This is a genomic window from Methylibium sp., assembly GCF_965279545.1.
Lineage (GTDB): Bacteria > Pseudomonadota > Gammaproteobacteria > Burkholderiales > Burkholderiaceae_C > Methylibium.
The window spans coordinates 3,028,130-3,049,096 of the sequence record NZ_OZ257250.1 but is presented as its reverse complement, the minus strand read 5'-3'; the positions used below and the strand labels follow the sequence as shown (position 1 = coordinate 3,049,096).

The following is a 20,967-nucleotide window of genomic DNA, read 5'->3' as shown; positions in this document are numbered from 1 at the left end:
GGTGCCGTGCGCGGCAGCCCGTCGGGTTTCGCCCCGGCAGGGCGACCTACTTTCTTTTGCTGGCTCAAAAGAAAGTAGGCAAAGAAAAGAGCCTCAATACATCGGGTCGTCTTGTCTCTCACGAGGGCTCGGTCGATCCCGACCGAGGCTCGTCACAGGCCGCATCGTCCAGGCAGAAGAGCCGGCCGAATGCGGTTCGGGCCCTTTGCTTTGGTTACTTTCATTTGGGCCAGCAAATGAAAGTGACTCGCCCCGCCGGGGCGAGACCCGGCGCGCTGCCCCGCGGGGCTCAGGCCTGCCGGCAAGGCGCCGCGGATCGCGCGATCCCAAAGACGCAGCAGGCGAGCGCAGGAGTCACGCCATGACTCAACGCCACCTCGTCGTCATGGCCGCCGGCACCGGCGGCCACATCATCCCCGGCCTGGCCGTCGCGCAGGAGATGCAGCACCGCGGCTGGACCGTCAGCTGGCTCGGCACCGCGCAGGGCATGGAGAACCGCCTCGTGCCGCCGGCCGCCGAGTCGGGCATCGAGATGGACACCATCTCGTTCAGCGGCCTGCGCGGCAAGGGCCTCGTGCACACGCTGACCGGCGGGCTGCGCCTGCTCGGCGCGTTCGCGGCCTGCCTGAAGATCTTGCGCCGGCGCGCCGCCACGGCGGTGCTGGGCATGGGCGGCTACGTGTGCTTCCCGGGCGGGCTGATGGCCTCGCTGCTCGGCAAGCCGCTGCTGCTGGTCAATGCCGACGCGGCGCTGTTGATGAGCAACCGCGCGCTCAAGCCGGTGGCCGACCGCATCGCCTTCGGTTTCGACGGCGCCGCCGCGGCGACCACGAAGCAGGCGGTCGTCACCGGCAACCCGGTGCGCGCCGAGATCGAGGCGCTGCCGGCCCCGGCCGAGCGCTACGCCGGCCGCGAGGGCCCGCTGCGCCTGCTGGTGGTGGGCGGCAGCCTGGGCGCGCGCGTGCTCAACGAGACGCTGCCGCAGGCGCTGGCCCTGATGGCGCCGCACGAACGCCCGTGGGTGCTGCACCAGACCGGCCAGCTCAACCGCGACGGCGTGAAGGCCGCCTATGCGGCGGCCGGCATCGACGAGGGCGTCGAGGTGCTGGCCTTCATCGACGACATGGCAGCGCGCCTGGCCCACTGCGACTTGGTCATCTGCCGCGCCGGCGCGGTGACGGTCAGCGAGCTGTGCGCCGCCGGGGTGGCCAGCGTGCTGGTGCCGCTGATCGTCAGCACCACCTCGCACCAGCGCGACAACGCGCTCTACATGGCACAGCACGGTGCGGCGCTGCACCTGCCGCAGAGCGAGCTGACGCCGCAGGGCCTGGCCGAACGCTTGCGCGGCTTCGGCCGCGCGCAGCTGGTCGAGATGGCGGAGAAGGCGCGCGCGCTGTCGCGCCCGCGGGCCGCGGCACGCGTCGCGGACGAGATCGAGCGTCTCGTGCGAAAGGAGGTGCTGTGATGAACCTGCAGACACTTGCGAACGCGGGCCGAGCGCCGGGCCGCCCCAAGCCGGCCCGTATCCCCTCGGGGGATCGGCCGACGTACTCGTCGGACGAGGGGCTGTCATGAAACATGCCGTCAAGCACATCCACTTCGTCGAAGGGCCACGGGCGCCGACGAAGCGACCGAGTGCCGCGGAGGGGCTGTCATGAAACATGCCGTCAAGCACATCCACTTCGTCGGCATTGGCGGCGCCGGCATGAGCGGCATCGCCGAGATCCTGCACAACCTCGGCTACACCGTCTCCGGTTCCGACCAGAGCGACGGCGCGACGACGCGCCGGCTCGCCTCGCTGGGCATCCGCGTGGCGATCGGACACGACGCGCTTCACATCGCCGGGGCCGAGGCGGTGGTCACGTCGACCGCGGTGAAGGGCGACAACCCCGAGGTCATCGCAGCGCGCGCCAAGCGGGTGCCGGTGGTGCCGCGTGCCGTGATGCTGGCCGAGCTGATGCGGCTGAAGCGGGGCATCGCGATCGCCGGCACGCACGGCAAGACGACCACCACCTCGCTGGTCGCCAGCGTGCTGGCCGAGGCCGGGCTGGACCCGACCTTCGTGATCGGCGGGCGGCTCAACAGCGCCGGCGCGAACTCGCGGCTCGGCGCCGGTGACTACATCGTCGTCGAGGCCGACGAGTCGGACGCGTCGTTCCTGAACCTGATGCCGATCCTGAGCGTCGTGACCAACATCGACGCCGACCACATGGACACCTACGGCCACGACCTCGGCCGCCTGAAGCACGCCTTCCTGGAGTTCCTCCACCGCATGCCGTTCTATGGCGCGGCCATCGTCTGCGGCGACGACCTCGGCGTGCGCTCGATCATCCCGATGATCTCGCGCCCGGTGGTGAGCTACGGCTTCGCAGAGGACGCCCAGGTCCGCGCCGTCGGCGTGCAGGCGCTGCCCGGGGGCCAGATGCGCTTCACCGCGCAGCGCCGCAACGGCGTGGCGATGCCCGACCTGCCGGTCATGCTGAACCTGCCGGGCCTGCACAACGTGCTCAACGCGCTGGCGGTCATCGCGGTGGCGGCCGAGCTGGAGTTGCCCGACGCGCCGGTGCAGAAGGCGCTCGCCGCCTTCGACGGCGTGGGCCGGCGCTTCCAGCGCTACGGCGAACTCGCGCTGCCGGCCGGCGGCAGCTTCACGCTGATCGACGACTACGGCCACCACCCGGTCGAGATGGCCGCGGTGATCGCCGCGGCGCGCGGCGCCTTCCCGGGCCGCCGCCTCGTGATCGCCTTCCAGCCGCACCGCTACACGCGCACCCGCGACTGCTTCGAGGACTTCGTCAAGGTGATGGGCACCGCCGATGCGGTGCTGCTGAGCGAGGTCTACGCCGCCGGCGAAGCGCCGATCGTCGCCGCCGACGGGCGGGCCCTGACGCGCGCGCTGCGCGTGGCCGGCAAGCTCGAGCCGGTGTTCGTCGACGAGATCGCCTCGATGCCGCGGGCGATCGCGGAGAACGCGCAGGACGGGGACGTGGTGATCACGATGGGCGCGGGGTCCATCGGGGCGGTGCCCTCCCAGGTGGTGGATCTGGTGGGGATGAGATCATGAGCACGACCCCCATCGACCCCAAGTCCTTCGGCAAGGTGGCCGTGCTGATGGGCGGCACCTCGGCCGAGCGCGACATCTCGCTGATGTCGGGCGGCGGCGTTCTCGCGGCGCTGCAGGCCCAGGGCGTCGATGCCCACGCCTTCGATCCGAAGGACCACGACCTGATCGAGCTCAGGCGCCAGGGCTTCCAGTGCTGCTTCATCGCCTTGCACGGCCGGCACGGCGAGGACGGCACGGTGCAGGGCGCGCTGGAGCTGTTGCGCATCCCGTACACCGGCTCGGGTGTGATGGCGAGCGCCATCGCGATGGACAAGATCATGACCAAGCGCGTGTGGCTCGCCGAGGGCCTGCCGACGCCGCGCTATGTGCGGCTCGCGCCCGACGAGCAGACGCGCGAGCGCCTCGTCGGCGTGCCCGACGAGCTGGGCCTGCCGCTGATCGTCAAGCCGCCGCGCGAGGGCTCGTCGATCGGCGTGACCAAGGTGCGCGGCTATTCACAGATGCAGGACGCCGTGCGGCTCGCCGCGAGCCACGACCCCGACGTGCTGTGCGAGGAGTTCATCGACGGGGCCGAGCTCACCTGCCCGGTGCTGGGCGAGGGCGCGAGTGCCGTCGCGCTGCCCGTGATCCGCATCGTGCCGCCCGAGGCCGGCTACGACTACCAGAACAAGTACTTCACCGACGAGGTGCAGTACCTGTGTCCGAGCGGCCTGCCGGCGCCCGAGGAGGCCGAGATCCAGCGCATCGTGCTGGCCGCCTACCGCGCGCTCGGCTGCCGCGGCTGGGGCCGGGCCGACCTGATGCTGCGCGCCAGCGACCGCAAGCCCTTCCTGCTGGAGATGAACACCTCGCCGGGCATGACCGGCCACTCGCTGGTGCCGATGTCGGCCAAGGCAGCGGGTCTCGGCTACGAGCAGCTGTGCCTGCAAATCCTGCAAGGAGCGGCGCTCGACGCCTGAGCACCATGGTCCGCCGCCCCCGCCCACCGCCCAGGCCGCAGCCGCTGCCGGCCGACGTGCGCCTGATGCACACCGCGGCCAGGTTGCTGTTCGCGTTCGCGCTGCTCGCCTTCGCCGGCCTGGTGCTGATGTGGGCGCTGCGGGCACCGCTGTTCACGCTGCGCGGCATCCGCGTGGAAGGCGATGTCATGCGCAACAGCGTCACGACGATCCGCGCCAATGCGATGCCCAAACTGGCCGGCAACTTCTTCAGCGTCGATCTCGCGCGCGCCCAGCAGGCCTTCGAGTCCGTGCCCTGGGTGCGCCGCGCCGCGGTGCAGCGCGTGTGGCCGAACCGCCTGGCGGTGCGCCTCGAGGAGCACCGCGTGGCCGCCTGGTGGCACGAGGAAGAGGGCGAAGACAAGCTCGTCAATGTGCAGGGCGAGGTGTTCGAGGCCAACCCCGGCGACGTCGAGGACGAAGGCCTGCCGGTGCTGCAGGGCCCCGAGGGCAGTTCGGCGGCGATGCTGGCGATGTACCGACGGCTCGCGCCGGTGTTCGAGGCCATCGATGCCCGCATCGAGACGCTGGTGATGAGCGCGCGCGGCTCCTGGCGGGCCGAGCTCGACAGCGGCGCGCAGGTCGAACTCGGCCGCGGCGGCGAGACCGAGGTGATGGCCAGGGTGCAGGCCTTCGCCGGCACCGTCACGCAACTGACCGCGCGCTACCAGCGCCCGCTGGCCTACGCCGACCTGCGCCACACCGACGGCTATGCGCTGCGGCTGCGCGGCGTCGGCACGACGGCACCGACGGCGGTGAAGAAATAGAAAAGGCGGACAGCACATGGCCAAGGAATACAAGGATCTCGTCGTCGGACTCGACATCGGCACCGCGAAGGTGATGGCGGTGGTGGCCGAAGTGCTGCCCGACGGCGCACTGCGCGTGGCCGGCATCGGCACCGCATCGGCGCATGGGCTCAAGCGCGGCGTGGTGGTCAACATCGACGCGACGGTGCAGAGCATCCAGCAGGCGCTCAAAGAGGCCGAGATGATGGCCGACTGCAAGATCACGCGCGTCTACACCGGCATCACCGGCAGCCACATCCGCGGCCAGAATTCCACCGGCATGGTGATCGTGCGCGACAAGGAGGTCACGCCGGTCGACGTGGCGCGCGTCATCGAGACCGCCAAGGCGATCAACATCCCGAACGACCAGCGCATGCTGCTGGTCGAGGCGCAGGAGTTCGTGATCGACGGCCACGAGGTCAAGGAGCCGATCGGCATGAGCGGCGGCCGGCTCGAGGTCAAGGTGCACATCGTGACCGGCGCGCAGAGTGCGGCCGAGAACATCATCAAGTGCGTGCGCCGCTGCGGGCTGGAGGTCGACATGCTGGTGCTCAACCCGAGCGCCTCCAGCCACGCGGTGCTGACCGAGGACGAGAAGGACCTCGGCGTGGCGCTGGTCGACATCGGCGCCGGTACCACCGACGTCTCGATCTTCACCGACGGCTCGGTGCGCCACACCGCGGTGATCCCGATCGCCGGCGACCTGATCACCAGCGACATCGCGATGGCGCTGCGCACGCCCACCAAGGACGCCGAGGAGATCAAGGTCGAGCACGGCGTCGCCAAGCAGCTGCTGGCCGACCCGAACGAGCAGGTCGAGGTGCCGGGGCTCGGCGACCGCGCGCCGCGCATGCTCTCGCGCCAGGCGCTGGCCGGCGTGATCGAGCCGCGCGTCGAGGAGATCTTCTCGCTGGTGCACCAGGTCATCCGCGAGAGCGGCTACGAGGAGCTGCTGTCCAGCGGCATCGTGCTGACCGGCGGCAGCGCGGTGATGCCCGGCATGGTCGAGCTGGGCGAGGACATTTTCCTGAAGCCGGTGAGGAAGGGCCTGCCCACCTACGCCGGCGCTCTGTCAGACATGGTGGCGAGCCCGCGCTCGGCCACCGTGATGGGCTTGCTCGAAGAGGCGAGGCTCGCGCGCACGCGCGGCATGAAGGCAGCGCAGCAGGCGGGGTCGGTCCAGACCCTGTTCGGCCGCGTCAAGGATTGGTTCATCGGGAATTTTTAAGGGCGTCATCCAGCCCACGTTTTCAACCGGCAACTGCATCAGACGAAGGAGGTCCACCATGGCCATCGAGATGATTGAGGAATTCGAGCTCGGCACGAAGATCAAGGTGATCGGTGTGGGCGGCGGCGGCGGCAACGCCGTCGAACACATGATCAACGAAGGCGTTCAAGGCGTGGAGTTCATCTGCGCCAACACCGACGCGCAGTCGCTGCACCGCTCCAAGGCCGACCAGCTCATCCAGCTCGGCAGCACCGGCCTGGGCGCGGGCTCCAAGCCGGCGGCCGGCAAGGCCGCGGCCGACGAGGCCGAGGGCCGCATCCGCGACGCGATCGCGGGCGCCAACATGATCTTCCTGACGGCCGGCATGGGCGGCGGCACCGGCACCGGCGCCGCGCCGGTGATCGCGCGCGTGGCCAAGGAGATGGGCATCCTGACGGTGGGCGTCGTGACCAAGCCGTTCGACTTCGAGGGCGGCCGGCGCATGAAGCAGGCCGAGGCCGGCCTGCAGGAGCTCGAGGCGAACGTCGATTCGCTGATCGTCATTCTCAACGAGAAGCTGCTCGAGGTGCTGGGCGACGACGTGTCGCAGGACCAGGCCTTCAAGCAGGCCAACGACGTGCTGAAGAACGCCGTGGGTGGCATCGCCGACATCATCCACATCGACGCGTCGATCAACGTCGACTTCGAAGACGTGAAGACGGTGATGAGTGAGCCCGGCAAGGCGATGATGGGCACCGCGATCGCGACCGGCCCGGACCGCGCCAACAAGGCGGCCGATTCGGCGGTGGCCTGCCCGCTGCTCGAAGGCATCGACCTGTCCGGCGCGCGCGGCGTGCTGGTGCTGATCGCGGCCAGCCGCGCGAGCCTCAAGCTCAGCGAGAGCAAGAACGCGATGAACACCATCCGCCGCTATGCCGCGGAAGATGCGCACGTGATCTTCGGCGCGGCCTACGACGAGACCTTGGGCGACCAGCTGCGCGTGACCGTCATCGCCACCGGCCTGGCACCGGCGCGCCGCGTGCAGGCGCCGATGACCGTGGTGCACAACGCCACGCTGCAGCGGACCGGCACCGACAACATCCCGGTGCTGAACCAGCCGCTGCACCCGCAGTCCGGCGGCCTTGCAGCGCCGACCCAGCACGACTACGCGGGCATGCAGGTACCGAGCGTGTGGCGCAGCGGGCGCACCCAGGCGGCGGCCAAGGTCGATGCACTGGCGAGCAACGGCATGGACGAGATCGAGATCCCGGCGTTCCTGCGCAAGCAGGCTGATTGATGGACCACCCCCGTTGCGGCTGCGCCGCTCCCCCTCGAAGGGGGCGACGCTGGCGGGCCGGCGGAGCCGGACCCGCGGCGTCTGCTCGGGATGGTGCGCGCGGTGGTGTGTGAGTGGATCTCGCTAAGAAGGTGATAGCGCGGCCCTGCAAGCCGGTCGGGGCCGCGCTTTTTACAATGACAGCATGCTGCAGCAACGCACCCTGAAGTCGATCACGCGCGCCGTCGGCGTGGGCGTGCACAGCGGCCAGCGGGTCGAACTCACGCTGCGGCCGGCCGCGCCCGACGCGGGCATCGTGTTCCGCCGGGTCGACCTGCCGAGCCCGGTGGACATCCCGGCGCGCTTCGATGCCGTCTGCGACACGCGCATGGCGTCGAGCATCTCACCGGGCGGCGACTCCGGCGGGCCGAAAGTGCAGACGATCGAGCATTTCATGTCGGCCTGCGCCGGCCTCGGCATCGACAACCTGCTGGTCGACATCACGGCCGACGAGATGCCCATCCTCGACGGTTCGGCCTCGAGTTTCGTGTTCCTGCTGCAAAGCGCAGGCCTCGAACTGCAGAACGCGCCGAAGCGCTTCATCCGCGTGCTGAAGACCGTGGAGGTGCGCGACGGCGAGGGGTCCGGCGCGAAGTGGGCGCGGCTCGAGCCCTATCACGGCTACAAGCTGGCGTTCGAGATCGTGTTCGACCATCCTGCCGTCAGCCAGACCGGCCAGCGCGTCGAGTTCGAGTTCGGTGAAGGGCTGTACCAGCGCGACATCGCCCGTGCGCGCACCTTCGGATTTGCCAAGGACGTGGATGCGATGCGAGCGCGCGGCCTGACGCTCGGCGGCAGCATGGACAACGCCATCGTCGTCGACGACCACCGCGTGCTCAATGCCGACGGCTTGCGCTATGACGACGAGTTCGTGAAGCACAAGCTGCTCGACGCGATCGGCGACCTGCACATTGCCGGCCACCCGCTGCTGGCCAGCTACACCTCGTTCAAGGGCGGGCATGCACTGAACAACCAGCTGCTGCGCGCGCTGTTCGCCGATCCCGGCGCCTACGAGATGACCAGCTTCATGCACGACGCCGAGGCGCCGCGCGGCCTTGCCGAGCTGCCGCCGGCCTGGTAGACGCCGCCGGACGGGCGCGCCGTCCCGCTTAGACTCGCGCCCATGCTGGTCTTTCGATGGATCGTCCTGTTGCTGCTCGTCGCCGGCCTGCTGTGTTTCGCGATGTACGCCGGCACCGGCCAGGCCCGATGGCGCGACAAGGGTCTGCGCATCGTCAAGTGGACGGTCGTCGCGGCGCTCGGATTTTTTGCGGTTCTGATGCTCGAGCGCCTGGCGCTCATGGTGTGAACAGGGAGAGCGCGTGCAATGACTGTCTTCTGGTGGATCGCCGGGGTGCTGGTGCTGGGGACCGGAGGAACGGCCGGGGTCGGGTTCGCCTTGTACGTCAGCAGCGGCGAGGACCGCTACATGGAGCTGGCGCGCGCTGCCTGGCGATGGACGGTGGTCTTCGCGCTCGGCGCATTCAACATCACGATCTTCAAGCACATCGTCTTGACCTTGATCAGCATCTGGAGGTCCTGACCCGGAGCGGCATCCGGTTGGGATCAGCGCCGGTAGCCGACCGGCGCCGGCGGTCAATCGTTCGGCAGGCCTCGATGGCCCGCGATTTGCCTCAGCATCCGCTCAGGAGGCAAAGATGTTCCCAGAAGCAGTGAAGTTGCAGCGCCGGCAAGTCGTGCTCGCAACGGTGGCCGCCTGCGTGTTGCCGGTCCGGGCGGCGGCGGACGAGTTCGGGGGCGACCCTTACCGTTCGGCGCAGTGGCCCGAGATGGTCAAGGAGTTCCTGGGTGCCGCAGCGCGGGTCGAATTCGATCCGCGCGTGCAGGTGAAGGGGCCGACACAGGCCGAAAATCCAATGGTCGTGCCGATCACGGTCACGGCGCCGGACCTGCACGACGTCCAGCAGATCATGGTGCTGGTCGACCGCAATCCGATCCGCAAGGTGCTCGAGTTCGAACCGCTCGCGGGTACGCAGGCGGCGATCTCGTTCCGATTCAAGCTGGAGCAGGCCAGCGCCGTGCGCGCCGCAGCGCGCACACGAGATGGCGTCTGGCACGTCGGCGGCACCTGGGTCGAATCGTCCGGTGGCGGCTGCACCGTTTCCGGAGCGAGCCGCCAGGACGGCAGCTGGGCGCAGACGCTCGGCCAGGTCAGCGGCCGCTTCTTCGGTGACGCCCTCGACACGCCGGGTGCGCGCCTGCGCGTGCGGGTGATGCACCCCATGGACACCGGGCTGGTCGGCGGCATCCCGGCCTTCTACCTGCGGCGCATGGCCGTCATCGACGCTGGCGGCGTGGAGTTGCTGCGCCTGTCGACCTTCGAGCCGATCAGTGAAAACCCGGTGTTCTCGTTCGATTTCAAGGGGCGTCCCCCGGGTCCGTTCCATGTCACCGGTGTGGACAACAACGGCAACCGGATCGACGGGCAGGTGACATGACCCACCCCCGTTGCGAGATGACCCACCCCCGTTGCGGCTTCGCCGCTCCCCCTCCAGGGGGCGACGCTGGCGGCCCGGCGGAGCCGGTGCCGCGGCGTCTGCTAGCCCGGTTGAGATTCTTGTTGGGAATGTTCCTCGGTGGGGTGGCGGCGGGCGCGATGGCGCAGGCCGATCCGGCCACGCTCGACTACCGCCTGACCGCCCGCACGCTGGCCCCCGATGTCTACGTGGTCGAAGGCGCCAATGCCGATTTTTCGCGGGCCAACGGCTGCAACATCATCAATACGGGCTTCATCGTTACCGAAGAGGGGGTCATCGTCGTCAACACGGGGCCGTCCAGGCGCTATGGCGAGCAGTTGCGCGCCCTCATCGCGCGCACGACGGCCAAGCCGGTGAAAGAGGTCGTCCACCTGAATCTCCACCCGGACTACTTCCTGGGCAATCAGGCCTTCGCCGACGTACCGCGCCTTGCCACGGCGGCAACGATCGCAGGCATGCGGGCCGAGGCCAAGTCCTACGAGGACAACCTCTACCGCTTGTGCGGCGACTGGATGAAGGCCACCGAGGCGCTGCTGCCCGACCGCGCGCTGCTGCCCGGCCCGCTGCTGGCGGGCAACCCGCGTTTCGAGTTGCGTGAACTGAAAGGGCACACCGCCTCGGACCTGATCCTGATCGATCGACGCTCGGGCGTGGTGTTCGTGGGCGGTCTGGTGTTCGTCGACCGGGTGCCGACGACGCCGCACGCCCATCTGGCCGACTGGCTGACCAGCCTCGATGCACTGTCCGCCCAGGTGTTTACGACGATGGTGCCCAGCCATGGCCCGGTGGTGAGCGATGCGCGCGGCATCGAGCAGACCCGGCGCTACCTGCGCTGGCTGGACAGCAGCTTCGGCGATGCCGCGCGGCGCGGTTCGGAGATGACCGAGGTGCTCACGCAGCCGGTGCCGGCCGACTTCCGCGCCTGGGCCGCGTTCACGACCGAGTACCCGCGCAACGTCGTGCACCTTTACCCCGCGTACGAACTCCGAACGCTCCAGGCGCGTTGAAGCAGACGGTGTTCCAAGCGGAGACAGCCGTCACACAGGATTGCGGTGAAACCCGCGGTATGACCCGGATTTAGTCCCGATCGGTCCGTGGCACGGCGCTTGCCCTTGGAGGGAGAGAACGCGCTTTAGCGGCCATGTCGTGCTGCACGCGTCACCCCCGAGGAGACAAATCCATGCGTCTGCATCTGCTTTCCCTGTTGGTCGCCGCAGCCTGCGCCAGTGTTGGCGCCCAGGCCGCCGGCGTCACCGACGCGATGATCGACAACGATGCCAAGACCCCGAACGACGTCCTGAGCTGGGGCATCGGTTCGCAAGGCCAGCGGTATTCCCCGCTGAAGCAGGTGAACACCTCGACCGTCCAGAAGCTGGTGCCGGCCTGGGCCTTCTCGTTCGGTGGTGAAAAGCAGCGCGGCCAGCAGTCGCAGCCGCTGATCCATGACGGCAAGATGTTCGTCACGGCGTCGTACTCGCGGATCTACGCGCTGGACGTCAAGACCGGCGCCAAGCTCTGGAAGTACGAGCACCGCCTGCCCGAAGGCATCATGCCCTGCTGCGACGTGATCAACCGCGGCGCCGCGCTGTACGACAACCTGGTCATCTTCGGCACGCTCGACGCCCAGCTGGTCGCCCTCGACCAGAAGACCGGCGACGTGGTCTGGAAGGAAAAGATCGACGACTACGCAGCCGGCTACAGCTACACCGCCGCGCCGCTGATCGCCGGCGGTCTGCTGCTGACCGGCGTGTCCGGTGGCGAGTTCGGCATTGTCGGCCGCGTCGAGGCCCGCGATCCAAAGACCGGCAAGATGGTCTGGGTGCGTCCGACCGTCGAAGGCCACATGGGCTACAAGTTCGACAAGGACGGCAACAAGGCGGAGATCGGCATCTCCGGCACGACCAACAAGACCTGGCCGGGCGACCTGTGGAAGTCGGGCGGCGCGGCCACCTGGCTGGGCGGCACCTACGACGCGAAGACCGGCCTGGCCTACTTCGGCACCGGCAACCCCGGCCCGTGGAACAGCCACCTGCGTCCCGGCGACAACCTGTTCTCCTGCTCGACCGTCGCGATCGACGTCAAGACCGGCCAGATCAAGTGGCACTACCAGACCACGCCGCACGACGGCTGGGACTTCGACGGCGTGAACGAGTTCGTCACCTTCGACATGGACGGCAAGCGCGTCGGCGGCAAGGCTGACCGCAACGGCTTCTTCTACGTGATCGATGCGGCCAACGGCAAGCTCGAGAACGCCTTCCCGTTCGTCAAGAAGATCAGCTGGGCCACCGGCATCGACCTGAAGACCGGCCGTCCGAACTACGTGCCCGAGAACCGTCCTGGCGACCCGACCGCTGGCGCCGACGGCAAGAAGGGCAGCTCGGTGTTCGCGTCGCCCAGCTTCCTGGGCGGCAAGAACCAGATGCCGATGGCCTACTCGCCCGACACCAAGCTGTTCTACGTGCCGTCGAACGAATGGGGCATGGAGATCTGGAACGAGCCGGTCACCTACAAGAAGGGTGCGGCCTACCTGGGTGCCGGCTTCACGATCAAGACGACCAACGACGACTACATCGGCGCCATGCGCGCCGTCGACCCGAAGACCGGCAAGATCGTCTGGGAAGTCAAGAACAACGCGCCGCTGTGGGGCGGTGTGCTGACGACCGCCGGCAACCTGGTGTTCTGGGGCACGCCGGAAGGCTTCCTGAAGGCGGCCGACGCGAAGACCGGCAAGGTGGTCTGGGAATTCCAGACCGGTTCGGGCGTCGTCGCCCCGCCGATCACGTGGCAGCAGGACGGCGAGCAGTACGTCTCGGTCGTGTCCGGCTGGGGCGGCGCCGTGCCGCTGTGGGGTGGTGACGTCGCGAAGAAGGTCAACTTCCTCGAGCAAGGCGGCACCGTGTGGGTGTTCAAGCTCCCGAAGTCCTGAGCGACTGACGGCCCGACCGGGCCGTCGCTGATCGACGACACGGGCGCTGCGGCGCCCGTGTCGTTTTTCTTTGTCCGTCACTCGAACCGTGGGAGCTGGAACTTGGCGGGCCGCTGAAGCAGCTCCTCACGCCGCGCGATTCGACGTGCTGCGACTGGCCGCCCAAGGCCTGGCCATGCGCGCGATCGCCGAAGCGATGCATCCGGGCGACAAGACCGTGCCGAACACCATGTCCTTGATCCGGCAGCAGCTGCAGGTCGGACTCTGATCGCAGCCTTGCTCGCGGGCTCGTCGCGCCAACGGCCTGCGGGGGGGGGGAAGGCGCCGCAGTGGGTGGGGGACGCAACGCGGGTCGAGTTCCCCCGGGGCGCCCTCGCTCAGCGACCTGCGCCCGGCGGCCAGTACAGCTTGCGGTAGATCGTGTTGCGGCTGATGCCCAGACGCCGGGCGGCGACCGAGATGTTACCGCCGGCTTCGGCCAGCGCACGGCGCACGGTGTCGTGCTCGAGTTGGTGCAGGGTGCTGCGTCCGCTCGGTACCTCGCCACCGCCACTGCTGTCCGGCAGCGGCGTCACCGCCTGGGGGGCGGTCGCTGGGCGTGCGACGGCGGCCACCTCCGGCGCCTCCTCCTCGAGTGCACGTCGTGCGTCCTGCAGGAAGTCCTCTGAAAGGTGTTCGATCGTGATCACCGAGTCATCGCCGGCCATCGCCACCGCCGTGCGCAGCACGGTCGCGAGCTGGCGGATGTTGCCGGGCCAGCGACATCCCTGCATCAACCGCAGCACCTCGGCATCGAGGCGCAGCAGGCGGCCGCGGCATTCGCGCTTCAGCAGCTTCTCGGCCAGCGTCAGCAGGTCGCTGCGCTCGCGCAGCGCGGGCAGCTGGACCACCAGGCCATTGAGGCGGTAGTACAGGTCCTCGCGGAACTGCTTGCGCTCGATCAGCTCGCGCAGCGGCTGGTGGGTCGCGCTGATCACGGACACATCGACCGGCAGTGCCCGCGTGCCCCCCAGCGGCGTGACTTCACGTTCCTGAAGCACGCGCAGCAAGCGCGCCTGCAGACTCAGCGGCATGTCGCCGATCTCGTCGAGGAACAACGTGCCGCCGTGCGCCTGCAGCACCTTGCCGATCGCGCCCTTGCGACGTGCGCCGGTGAAGGCGCCTTCCTCGTAGCCGAACAGCTCGGACTCGATCAGCGTTTCGGGGATCGAAGCGCAATTGACGGCGACGAACGGGCCGCTGGCGCGACGCGAGGCCTGATGGATCGCGCGGGCGAGGACTTCCTTGCCGGTTCCCGTCTCGCCCTGGATCAGCACCGGGATGTCGCGATCGAGCACGCGCTTGACGCGGGCGACCACGTCGTCCATGCGGGCGTCACCCGTTTGCAGCTGACGCAGGCTCGGCGACGGTGGTGGGGTGTTGGCGTGCGCCAATTCGCGCGCCGGCTCCAGGGCAGCGTCGCGGGCCGTCTCCCGGACCGATTCGCGCCCCGCCTCATAGGCGGCGGCTTCGTCACCGCTGAAATGACCCAGCTGGTGCCAGCCCGTGCCGTTGAACCGGGCGTGGGCATGGACCTGGCGGCCATCGGGCAGGCTCAGCTCCAGCGGGGTTGCCAGCGCCGAGCCGAAATGGTCGACCAGCGCGCCGAGCGACACGCCGAACAGGCCCGTGACCGTGTTCATGCGCAGCGCTGCACCCGACAGGCGCAGCGTGTCGAGCGCCGCGCGATTGGCGGCCAGCAACTTGCCGTCCGGGCCGACGGAAACGATGCCCTCCATCAGCGTACCGAGGTAGTCGCGACGCACGTGGAAGTGCAGGCGCAGCGTCTGGTGGCTGTCCTCGATCAACCAGTGGTTCTGGATCATGCGCGCCGACATCTTCACCAGGCCCATCGTGTGGACGTGGAAGGAATGGTGGTCGCCGCTGACATCCAGCACGCCGACCAGGTTGCCGCGCGGATCGAAGATCGGTGAGGACGAACAGGTCAGGAACTGGTTGGCATGGATGAAATGCTCGTCGGCGTGCACGAGGGTCGGCGTCTCGGTGACCAGCGCAGTCCCGATGGCATTCGTGCCCTTGTTCGATTCGCTCCAGTTCACCCCCGGGGCCAGCGCCACTTTCGAGGCACGGGTCAGAAAGTCGTCATGGCCGATCGAGTGCAGCACCGTGCCCTGCACGTCGGTCAGCAGGACCATGCTCTGGGTGGCCAGGATCTGCTCCAGCAGCATCTCCATGACCGGGACCGCGTGGAGCGACAGGCAGCGGTTGCGCTCCCGCACCACGGTGAGGTCGGAGCGCATCAGCGGGGTGTGGTCCGGCGGGCGGATCGGGCTGAGCCGCAGCGATGCGCAACGCTCGTGGGACTGCGCGATCGTGTCGATATGTCCCGGATCCGGCGGCAGCCAGACACTGGTGGCGGTATGGCCGAAGCCGGCGGGCCGGCGGCCGTCACGCTGGACTGCGCGCGTGGCGATAGGTGCGGTCATCGTGTCTCCTCGGGGCTGTGCGCCCTCGCGTGCGGCCGGCAGCCGCCATGCTGTCTGTCTCATTGCGTGCAGCGGCGTCAAATGCCATGGCGCTGCTGCCAGAAACGTCTCCTGTCCCGCCGCATCTGCCATGCCCCGCGACACAGCGGTTGGGAGCGTCAGTATGCTCCAGCGTGGAGCAAGCCGACGGTGTGAACCCGCCAGCAGGAGGGCTTCGAGACAGATCTGTGGCGGTGGCACATCACTTGCACCCTCGGACTGTCCCTCAGATTTGGAGCATCTTTCAATGAACTTTCGTACCCAGTGCCAGCGCCATGTGGTCGCGCTGAGCCTGATTGCCAGCGCCATGGGCGCTTTCGCCCACGGGGACGTCACGCCGCAAGCCGTCGATACCAAGACCCTGCCTCCGCTCGGCGATGCTTGGCGGGTCGAGAACCCGTATCGCAAGAACGACGAGGCCATCAGGATCGGCACGTCGGCCTACAACCAGAACTGCGCCCGTTGTCACGGCCTGGAAGCAATTTCCGGCGGGATCGCTCCCGATCTGCGCAAGCTCGACGGCGAGTGCGCCACGCTGAAGGACGACAAGAAGAAGACCGCCTGCGTGAACGAGATGGACGAGTATTTCGTGACCACCGTTCGCCACGGCCGCACCCGCAACGGCGCCGTCTACATGCCGCCCTTCGAAGGCGTGATGCAGCAGGAAGCCGTATGGGCCATCAAGAGCTACCTCGAAACCCGCCGCGAGAAGCCGCTGTGATCTCGCGCCGCAGGCTGCTGAGCGCCGCCGCGGCGCTCACGGCGCTGTCGCCGCCGCTTCGCGCCGAAGAAAGCGCACTCGAGCGCGTGCGGCGCAGCGGTCGGTTGGTGGTCGCGGTCTACCAGGACATGCCGCCGTTCAACCTGGACGGCCGCGGCATCGACGTCGACCTGGCCACGGCGCTGGCCGAGGCCGTCGGTGTGCCGCTCAGCCTGCTGCCGATCCCCGCGGGCGAGAGCGTCGGCGACGACCTGCGCAACGCCGTCTGGCGCGGCCACTACCTCGGCTGGGGTCCGGCCGACGTGATGCTGCACGTGCCGATGGACCGGCCGCTGATCGAGGCCAACCCGCAGGTCGAGGTGTTCGGCGCCTACTACCGCGAGACGGTCATGCTGGCCTGGGACAGCGAGCGCGGTCCGGCGCCCGACGCCATCGAAGGCCTGCGCGGCCAGAAGATCGCGGTGGCCAGCGTCTCCCTGGCCGGCTACTTGCTCGCCAGCGCTGAATCAGGGGCGCTGAGAGACACGCTCAATACCCAGAATGCCGACGGCGTGGCGGCGGCGCAGAGGCTGCTGGCCGGTGACGTGGTGGCAGCGGCCGGGCTCGCCTCGGAACTGGAGTCGACGCTGGCCGGCAAGCCACGCTACAAGATCGTGCCGCTGCCGCCCATCGTGCGCGCGCCACGCAATGGCTGGGTGGTCGGCTGCGCGGTGAAGCGCGGCGCGACCGACCTGGCGCAGGTGATGCAGCGGCGCCTGATCGATCTCAACAACGGCCCGGCCTTGCGCGAACTCTTCCAGCGGCACAGCGTGGTCTGGCGCGGCTAGAGGCGGTCTGCGCGCGGGCGCCCGCGGTGACCCGCGCATCGTTCTTTGGCGGCGCCCCGTGTCTGCGGCCTTTTTGGTCACCTCCCGTCTCAGTAGCTGCGACCTTTGCGGTATTGCGCATGCGCACGCCGCGCCAACGGGCTCACTGCGGCGAGCGCCGCCTGTGACGCGCCGGCATGCGCATGGCATACCGCGATTCCCAGCGCATCGGCCGCATCCTTGCCGGGTTCGCCGGGCAGCGCCAGCAGGCGCGCGACCATGGCCTGCACCTGCTCCTTGCGCGCATGGCCATGGCCGACGACCGCCTTCTTCATCTGCAGCGCGGTGTACTCCGCCACGTCGAGTTCGGCCGACACCAGCGCGGCCAGCGCTGCGCCGCGTGCCTGGCCGAGCAGCAACGTCGATTGCGGGTTGACGTTGACGAACACGATCTCGACCGCCGCGCACCGGGGCCGGTAGCGCGCCACCACCTCGCGCACGCCCTCGAAGATGATCTTCAGGCGTCCCGGCAAGTCACCGTTCGGCAGTGCGTCGGTCCGGATCGTGCCGCTGGCGATGTAGTGCAGCCTCGCCCCCTCGCACTCGACCACGCCAAAACCCGTCGTGCGCAAGCCCGGGTCGATGCCAAGGATCCTCATGGGGCGCGCCTCCGCAGGGGGTCGACGGCGCAAGGGTTTCGGTGCAGGCTCACATCCGCGGGCGGATGTGAAGGCGCGAAGCGGCGGCCGGAGCCAAAGCCCATCGTGCGCAAGCCCGGGTCGATGCCGAGAATTCGTGTCGCCATCAGAAGCTCAGGTTGAAGTACCACCGTACCGAATGGAAGAACACCGGCGCCGCGAAGCACAGCGGCGCGACGCGGTCGAGCAGGCCCACCGCACCGGTGACCGACGCCCGGTTGCCCCAGTAGCGCACGCCGGCATCGCGCTTGAGCGCCTTCATCACGAACTCGCCCATCGTGCCGCAGGCGCTGGCGATCAGCGCCATGGCCATCGCCTGGCCCGGCTTGAAGGGCGTGATCCAGTACAGCAGGCCGCCGACGAAGGCCGCGACGAGCGCGCCGATCAGCCAGGCGCGGTAGCTGAAGCTGCGGCTGATGTGGCGCGCCACCGGATGGCGACGCAGGCGGCGGCTCGCGAACTCCTGCGCGATGCGCGCCGCCGCGACGACCACCACCAGGAAGAACACCAGGAAGGCGCCGCGGTCCTGGGCGTTCGGGAACTGCAGCAGCAACAGCGCCGGCGTGTGGCTCATGCCATAGACGCAGACCATGATGCCCCACTGGATCTTCGCGTTGCGTTCGAGGAAGCGCTCCGGGTCGCCCGCGAGCGCGCTGACCACCGGGATCGCCAGGAAGATGTAGACGGGAATGAAGACCGAGAACAGGTCGAAGTTGCGGTTCGCGACCAGCAGGTACTGCAGCGGCAGCACGATGAAGAAGGCCAGGATGAGGCTGCGGTGGTCGCTGCGCCGCGTGTGCATCAGCGTGATGTACTCGCGCAGCGCCAGGAAGCTCAGGACGCCGAACAGCAGCGTTGCGCCCACCGGCCCCGACACCCAGGCCAGCCAGAACACCGAGGCGCCGACCCACACCGCGCGCAGTTCGCGCTTGAAGCGCTCGTGCCGGTCCCTGCGCTCGTCATCGCCGCGCTCGCGCAGCGAGCGCAACAGGGCCACGGCGCTGACGAGCAGCAGCGCACCGAACAGCAGCAGGAACAGCAGGCCGACCTGCTGCGAGACCGTGAGCTGTCTCAATCCACTCATGCCGCCACGGCCTTCAGGTCGATCACGGCATCGCGCGCGCGGTCGAGGAAGTCGCGCTTGTCCTCGCCGGGCTGCAGCGGCGACAGCGGGGCGCCGAAGGTCACCGAGCACAGGATGGGGACCGGCACCACCTCACCCTTGGGCATCACGCGCTGCACGTTGTCGATCCACGCCGGGATCAGCTGCACCGCGGGGAACTGCTCGGCCAGGTGGTACAGCCCGCTCTTGAAGGCCTGTGGGTCGCCCAGGTTGCCGCGCGTGCCCTCCGGGAAGATCACCAGCGAGTCGCCGCCGTGCAGCGCCTCGACCAGCGGCTCCAACGGGTCCTGGTCGTCGGTGCCATCGGGGCCACCCTTCGTGCGGGTGCGCGCCACGTAGACCGCGTTGAACACCTCGCGCGTGATCCAGTGACGCAAGGGGCTGGCGGTCCAGTAGTCCTTCGCGGCGATCGGCCGCGTGCGGGCGCGCAGGTCGCGCGGCAGCGCCGCCCAGACCAGCAGCCAGTCGAGGTGGCTCTGATGGTTGGCGAAGTAGATGCGCTGCTCGGCCTTTGGCGGACAGCCGTACCAGTGCCCCTGCGCGCCGGTGATGAGACGGGCGACAAAGGAGAGCAGCAGCCCCATCGAATCGGCAGCGATCGACATGGGCCTATGCTATTCGGAGCGGTGGCCGGAGCTCGCCGCGGCCGGGGCGCCGGCAGGTCCTAGTGTCGGAAGTGCCGCACGCCCGTCAGCACCATCGCGATGCCGCGTTCATTGGCCGCGGCGATCACCTCGTCGTCGCGCAGGCTGCCGCCAGGCTGGATCACGCAGCGTGCGCCGGCATCGGCCAGCACGTCGAGGCCGTCGCGGAAGGGGAAGAAGGCGTCGCTCGCGACCGCCGAGCCGGCCAGGCTCAGGTCGGCATGGGCGGCCTTGATGCTGGCGATGCGCGCGCTGTCGAGCCGGCTCATCTGGCCGGCGCCGACGCCCAGCGTCATGCCGTCGCCGCAGAACACGATCGCGTTGCTCTTGACGAACTTGGCCACCTTCCACGCGAACAGCAGGTCGGCCAGCTGCGCGTCGGTCGGCGCCAGCGTGGTGACGATCTTCAGGTCCTGCAGGCCGAGCACGTGGTTGTCCGCGCTCTGGATCAGCAGGCCCGAGCCGACACGCTTGATGTCGTGCGAATTCAGGCCGCGCGACCACGCGTCCGCGGCGTCGCGCTGCACCCCGTCCAGCGAGATCTCCAGCACCCGGAGGTTGGCCTTGGCCGCGAACACCGCGCGGGCCTCGTCGGTGTAGCCGGGGGCGATCAACACCTCGACGAACTGCTTCGAGATGGCCGTCGCTGCGGCGCCGTCGACCGGCATGTTGAAGGCGATGATGCCGCCGAAGGCCGACGTGGGGTCGGTCCGGAAGGCCTTGCCGTAGGCTTCGGCGGCGTTCGCGCCGAGCGCCACGCCGCAGGGGTTGGCGTGCTTGACGATGACACAGGCCGGCCCGTCGGTGGCTGCATCGAAGACCTTCACGCACTCCCAGGCGGCATCGGCATCGGCAATGTTGTTGTACGAGAGTTCCTTGCCCTGCAACTGCTGCGCGCTCACCAGCGAACCCGGCGCCGGGTGCAGGTCGCGGTAGAAGGCGGCGCTCTGGTGCGGGTTCTCGCCGTAGCGCAGGTCCTGCAGCTTGACGAAGCGGCCGTTGCTCTGGGCCGGGAACTCGGCGCGCGAGCCGTCGGGCCGCAGCGCCGACAGGTGGTCGCTGATCGCCGCGTCGTAGTTGCTGATGCGGTTGAACGCGGCGACCGCCAGCGTGAAGCGCATCGCCTCGCTCACGCGACCGTCCCGCTGCAGCTCGGCCAGCACGCCGGCGTACTGCGTCGCGTCGGTCAGCACCGCGACGTCCTTCCAGTTCTTCGCGGCCGAACGCACCATGGCCGGGCCGCCGATGTCGATGTTCTCGATCGCGTCCTCCAGCGTGCAGCCCGGTTTCGCGACGGTGGCCTCGAAGGGGTAGAGGTTGACCACCAGCAGGTCGATGGTCTCGATGCCGTGCGCGGCCAGCGCGGCCATGTGCGCCGGCAGCTCGCGGCGCGCCAGCAGGCCGCCGTGGATGGCCGGGTGCAGGGTCTTCACGCGGCCGTCGAGCATCTCGGGGAAGCCGGTGTGGTCGGCCACCTCCGTGACCGGCAGGCCGCTGTCGGCCAGCAGCTTGGCGGTGCCGCCGGTCGAGAGCAGCTTCACGCCGAGTGCGTGCAGCGAGCGGGCGAACTCGACGATGCCGGTCTTGTCGGAAACGGAGAGGAGGGCGGTGGCCATGGGGGTCGTGGGATTCAAGG

The 20,967-nt window shown here is 69.0% G+C and carries 19 protein-coding genes; 14 read left to right on the top strand and 5 right to left on the bottom strand.

The features are described 5' to 3' along the window. The first annotated feature begins 361 nt into the window (after positions 1–361). The 12 genes from murG (at position 362) to ACQY9S_RS14235 (ending at position 12,814) form a co-directional block, all read left to right on the top strand. On the top strand, positions 362–1,465 hold the full coding sequence (gene murG, locus ACQY9S_RS14290) for an undecaprenyldiphospho-muramoylpentapeptide beta-N-acetylglucosaminyltransferase (RefSeq protein WP_428420428.1): 1,104 nt from the start codon (positions 362–364) through the stop codon (positions 1,463–1,465). Between the two features lie 189 nt (positions 1,466–1,654). Next, entirely contained in the window at positions 1,655–3,064 is a 1,410-nt protein-coding gene (murC, locus tag ACQY9S_RS14285; RefSeq protein WP_428420426.1) for a UDP-N-acetylmuramate--L-alanine ligase, read from the top strand. Next, positions 3,061–4,023 (top strand): D-alanine--D-alanine ligase, encoded by a 963-nt coding sequence (locus ACQY9S_RS14280; RefSeq protein WP_428420425.1) that lies wholly within the window; start codon positions 3,061–3,063, stop codon positions 4,021–4,023. The genes murC and ACQY9S_RS14280 overlap by 4 nt, the downstream gene beginning before the upstream one ends. A gap of 5 nt (positions 4,024–4,028) precedes the next feature. After that, positions 4,029–4,829, top strand: coding sequence for a cell division protein FtsQ/DivIB (locus tag ACQY9S_RS14275; RefSeq protein WP_428420424.1), 801 nt, complete (start codon positions 4,029–4,031; stop codon positions 4,827–4,829). A gap of 16 nt (positions 4,830–4,845) precedes the next feature. Beyond that, entirely contained in the window at positions 4,846–6,075 is a 1,230-nt protein-coding gene (gene ftsA, locus ACQY9S_RS14270; RefSeq protein ID WP_428420423.1) for a cell division protein FtsA, read from the top strand. 58 nt (positions 6,076–6,133) lie between these two features. Beyond that, a complete protein-coding gene (ftsZ, locus tag ACQY9S_RS14265) occupies positions 6,134–7,351 on the top strand; it encodes a cell division protein FtsZ (RefSeq protein ID WP_428420421.1) in 1,218 nt (405 codons plus the stop codon). Between the two features lie 184 nt (positions 7,352–7,535). Beyond that, complete coding sequence (lpxC, locus tag ACQY9S_RS14260) at positions 7,536–8,471, top strand: UDP-3-O-acyl-N-acetylglucosamine deacetylase (RefSeq protein ID WP_428420419.1); 936 nt, start codon at positions 7,536–7,538, stop codon at positions 8,469–8,471. 42 nt (positions 8,472–8,513) lie between these two features. Next, entirely contained in the window at positions 8,514–8,699 is a 186-nt protein-coding gene (locus ACQY9S_RS14255) for a hypothetical protein (RefSeq protein ID WP_428420418.1), read from the top strand. An 18-nt stretch (positions 8,700–8,717) separates the two neighbouring features. Beyond that, positions 8,718–8,933 (top strand): hypothetical protein, encoded by a 216-nt coding sequence (locus tag ACQY9S_RS14250; protein ID WP_428420416.1) that lies wholly within the window; start codon positions 8,718–8,720, stop codon positions 8,931–8,933. Positions 8,934–9,048: 115 nt separating this feature from the next. Next, positions 9,049–9,849, top strand: a complete 801-nt coding sequence (locus ACQY9S_RS14245) for a quinoprotein dehydrogenase-associated SoxYZ-like carrier (protein ID WP_428420414.1) — start codon at positions 9,049–9,051, stop codon at positions 9,847–9,849. Positions 9,850–9,977: 128 nt separating this feature from the next. Next, positions 9,978–10,895 carry a quinoprotein relay system zinc metallohydrolase 1 gene (locus ACQY9S_RS14240; protein ID WP_428425763.1) on the top strand — a complete coding sequence of 306 codons (918 nt, stop codon included), beginning with the start codon at positions 9,978–9,980 and terminating at the stop codon, positions 10,893–10,895. 173 nt (positions 10,896–11,068) lie between these two features. Then, complete coding sequence (locus tag ACQY9S_RS14235) at positions 11,069–12,814, top strand: PQQ-dependent methanol/ethanol family dehydrogenase (protein WP_428420412.1); 1,746 nt, start codon at positions 11,069–11,071, stop codon at positions 12,812–12,814. 377 nt (positions 12,815–13,191) lie between these two features. Here ACQY9S_RS14235 and ACQY9S_RS14230 read toward each other — a convergent pair whose 3' ends face one another. Then, complete coding sequence (locus ACQY9S_RS14230; protein WP_428420411.1) at positions 13,192–15,300, bottom strand: sigma-54-dependent Fis family transcriptional regulator; 2,109 nt, start codon at positions 15,298–15,300, stop codon at positions 13,192–13,194. 346 nt (positions 15,301–15,646) lie between these two features. On the opposite strand from ACQY9S_RS14230, the gene pedF reads away from it, so the two are divergent. Together pedF and ACQY9S_RS14220 are read left to right on the top strand one after the other, a co-directional pair. Further along, a complete protein-coding gene (pedF, locus tag ACQY9S_RS14225; RefSeq protein ID WP_428425761.1) occupies positions 15,647–16,060 on the top strand; it encodes a cytochrome c-550 PedF in 414 nt (137 codons plus the stop codon). Beyond that, positions 16,057–16,887, top strand: a complete 831-nt coding sequence (locus tag ACQY9S_RS14220) for a substrate-binding periplasmic protein (protein ID WP_428420409.1) — start codon at positions 16,057–16,059, stop codon at positions 16,885–16,887. The genes pedF and ACQY9S_RS14220 overlap by 4 nt, the downstream gene beginning before the upstream one ends. Positions 16,888–16,976: 89 nt before the next feature. Here the strand turns inward: ACQY9S_RS14220 and ruvC are convergent, their stop codons facing one another. From ruvC to purH, 4 genes are all read right to left on the bottom strand, one after another. Further along, a complete protein-coding gene (gene ruvC, locus ACQY9S_RS14215) occupies positions 16,977–17,525 on the bottom strand; it encodes a crossover junction endodeoxyribonuclease RuvC (RefSeq protein ID WP_428420408.1) in 549 nt (182 codons plus the stop codon). Positions 17,526–17,670: 145 nt separating this feature from the next. Next, complete coding sequence (locus ACQY9S_RS14210) at positions 17,671–18,648, bottom strand: phosphatidate cytidylyltransferase (protein ID WP_428420407.1); 978 nt, start codon at positions 18,646–18,648, stop codon at positions 17,671–17,673. Continuing rightward, complete coding sequence (locus ACQY9S_RS14205) at positions 18,645–19,292, bottom strand: lysophospholipid acyltransferase family protein (RefSeq protein ID WP_428420406.1); 648 nt, start codon at positions 19,290–19,292, stop codon at positions 18,645–18,647. The genes ACQY9S_RS14210 and ACQY9S_RS14205 overlap by 4 nt, the downstream gene beginning before the upstream one ends. A gap of 59 nt (positions 19,293–19,351) precedes the next feature. Beyond that, the gene (gene purH / locus ACQY9S_RS14200) at positions 19,352–20,947 is read right to left on the bottom strand and encodes a bifunctional phosphoribosylaminoimidazolecarboxamide formyltransferase/IMP cyclohydrolase (protein ID WP_428420405.1); all 1,596 of its coding nucleotides are present in this window, start codon (positions 20,945–20,947) and stop codon (positions 19,352–19,354) included. Between the last annotated feature and the right edge of the window lie 20 nt (positions 20,948–20,967).

Bases quoted from the DNA above. Each gene is read 5' to 3' on its own strand.
- ftsA (WP_428420423.1), top strand. From the start codon at position 4,846: ATGGCCAAGGAATACAAGGATCTCGTCGTCGGACTCGACATCGGCACC.
- lpxC (WP_428420419.1), top strand. From the start codon at position 7,536: ATGCTGCAGCAACGCACCCTGAAGTCGATCACGCGCGCCGTCGGCGTG.
- pedF (WP_428425761.1), top strand. From the start codon at position 15,647: ATGGGCGCTTTCGCCCACGGGGACGTCACGCCGCAAGCCGTCGATACC.
- ACQY9S_RS14250 (WP_428420416.1), top strand. From the start codon at position 8,718: ATGACTGTCTTCTGGTGGATCGCCGGGGTGCTGGTGCTGGGGACCGGA.
- ACQY9S_RS14230 (WP_428420411.1), bottom strand. From the start codon at position 15,300: ATGACCGCACCTATCGCCACGCGCGCAGTCCAGCGTGACGGCCGCCGG.
- ACQY9S_RS14205 (WP_428420406.1), bottom strand. From the start codon at position 19,292: ATGTCGATCGCTGCCGATTCGATGGGGCTGCTGCTCTCCTTTGTCGCC.
- ACQY9S_RS14235 (WP_428420412.1), top strand. From the start codon at position 11,069: ATGCGTCTGCATCTGCTTTCCCTGTTGGTCGCCGCAGCCTGCGCCAGT.
- ACQY9S_RS14240 (WP_428425763.1), top strand. From the start codon at position 9,978: ATGTTCCTCGGTGGGGTGGCGGCGGGCGCGATGGCGCAGGCCGATCCG.
- ACQY9S_RS14210 (WP_428420407.1), bottom strand. From the start codon at position 18,648: ATGAGTGGATTGAGACAGCTCACGGTCTCGCAGCAGGTCGGCCTGCTG.
- ACQY9S_RS14245 (WP_428420414.1), top strand. From the start codon at position 9,049: ATGTTCCCAGAAGCAGTGAAGTTGCAGCGCCGGCAAGTCGTGCTCGCA.
- purH (WP_428420405.1), bottom strand. From the start codon at position 20,947: ATGGCCACCGCCCTCCTCTCCGTTTCCGACAAGACCGGCATCGTCGAG.
- ruvC (WP_428420408.1), bottom strand. From the start codon at position 17,525: ATGAGGATCCTTGGCATCGACCCGGGCTTGCGCACGACGGGTTTTGGC.
- ftsZ (WP_428420421.1), top strand. From the start codon at position 6,134: ATGGCCATCGAGATGATTGAGGAATTCGAGCTCGGCACGAAGATCAAG.
- murC (WP_428420426.1), top strand. From the start codon at position 1,655: ATGAAACATGCCGTCAAGCACATCCACTTCGTCGGCATTGGCGGCGCC.
- ACQY9S_RS14275 (WP_428420424.1), top strand. From the start codon at position 4,029: ATGGTCCGCCGCCCCCGCCCACCGCCCAGGCCGCAGCCGCTGCCGGCC.
- ACQY9S_RS14255 (WP_428420418.1), top strand. From the start codon at position 8,514: ATGCTGGTCTTTCGATGGATCGTCCTGTTGCTGCTCGTCGCCGGCCTG.
- ACQY9S_RS14280 (WP_428420425.1), top strand. From the start codon at position 3,061: ATGAGCACGACCCCCATCGACCCCAAGTCCTTCGGCAAGGTGGCCGTG.
- murG (WP_428420428.1), top strand. From the start codon at position 362: ATGACTCAACGCCACCTCGTCGTCATGGCCGCCGGCACCGGCGGCCAC.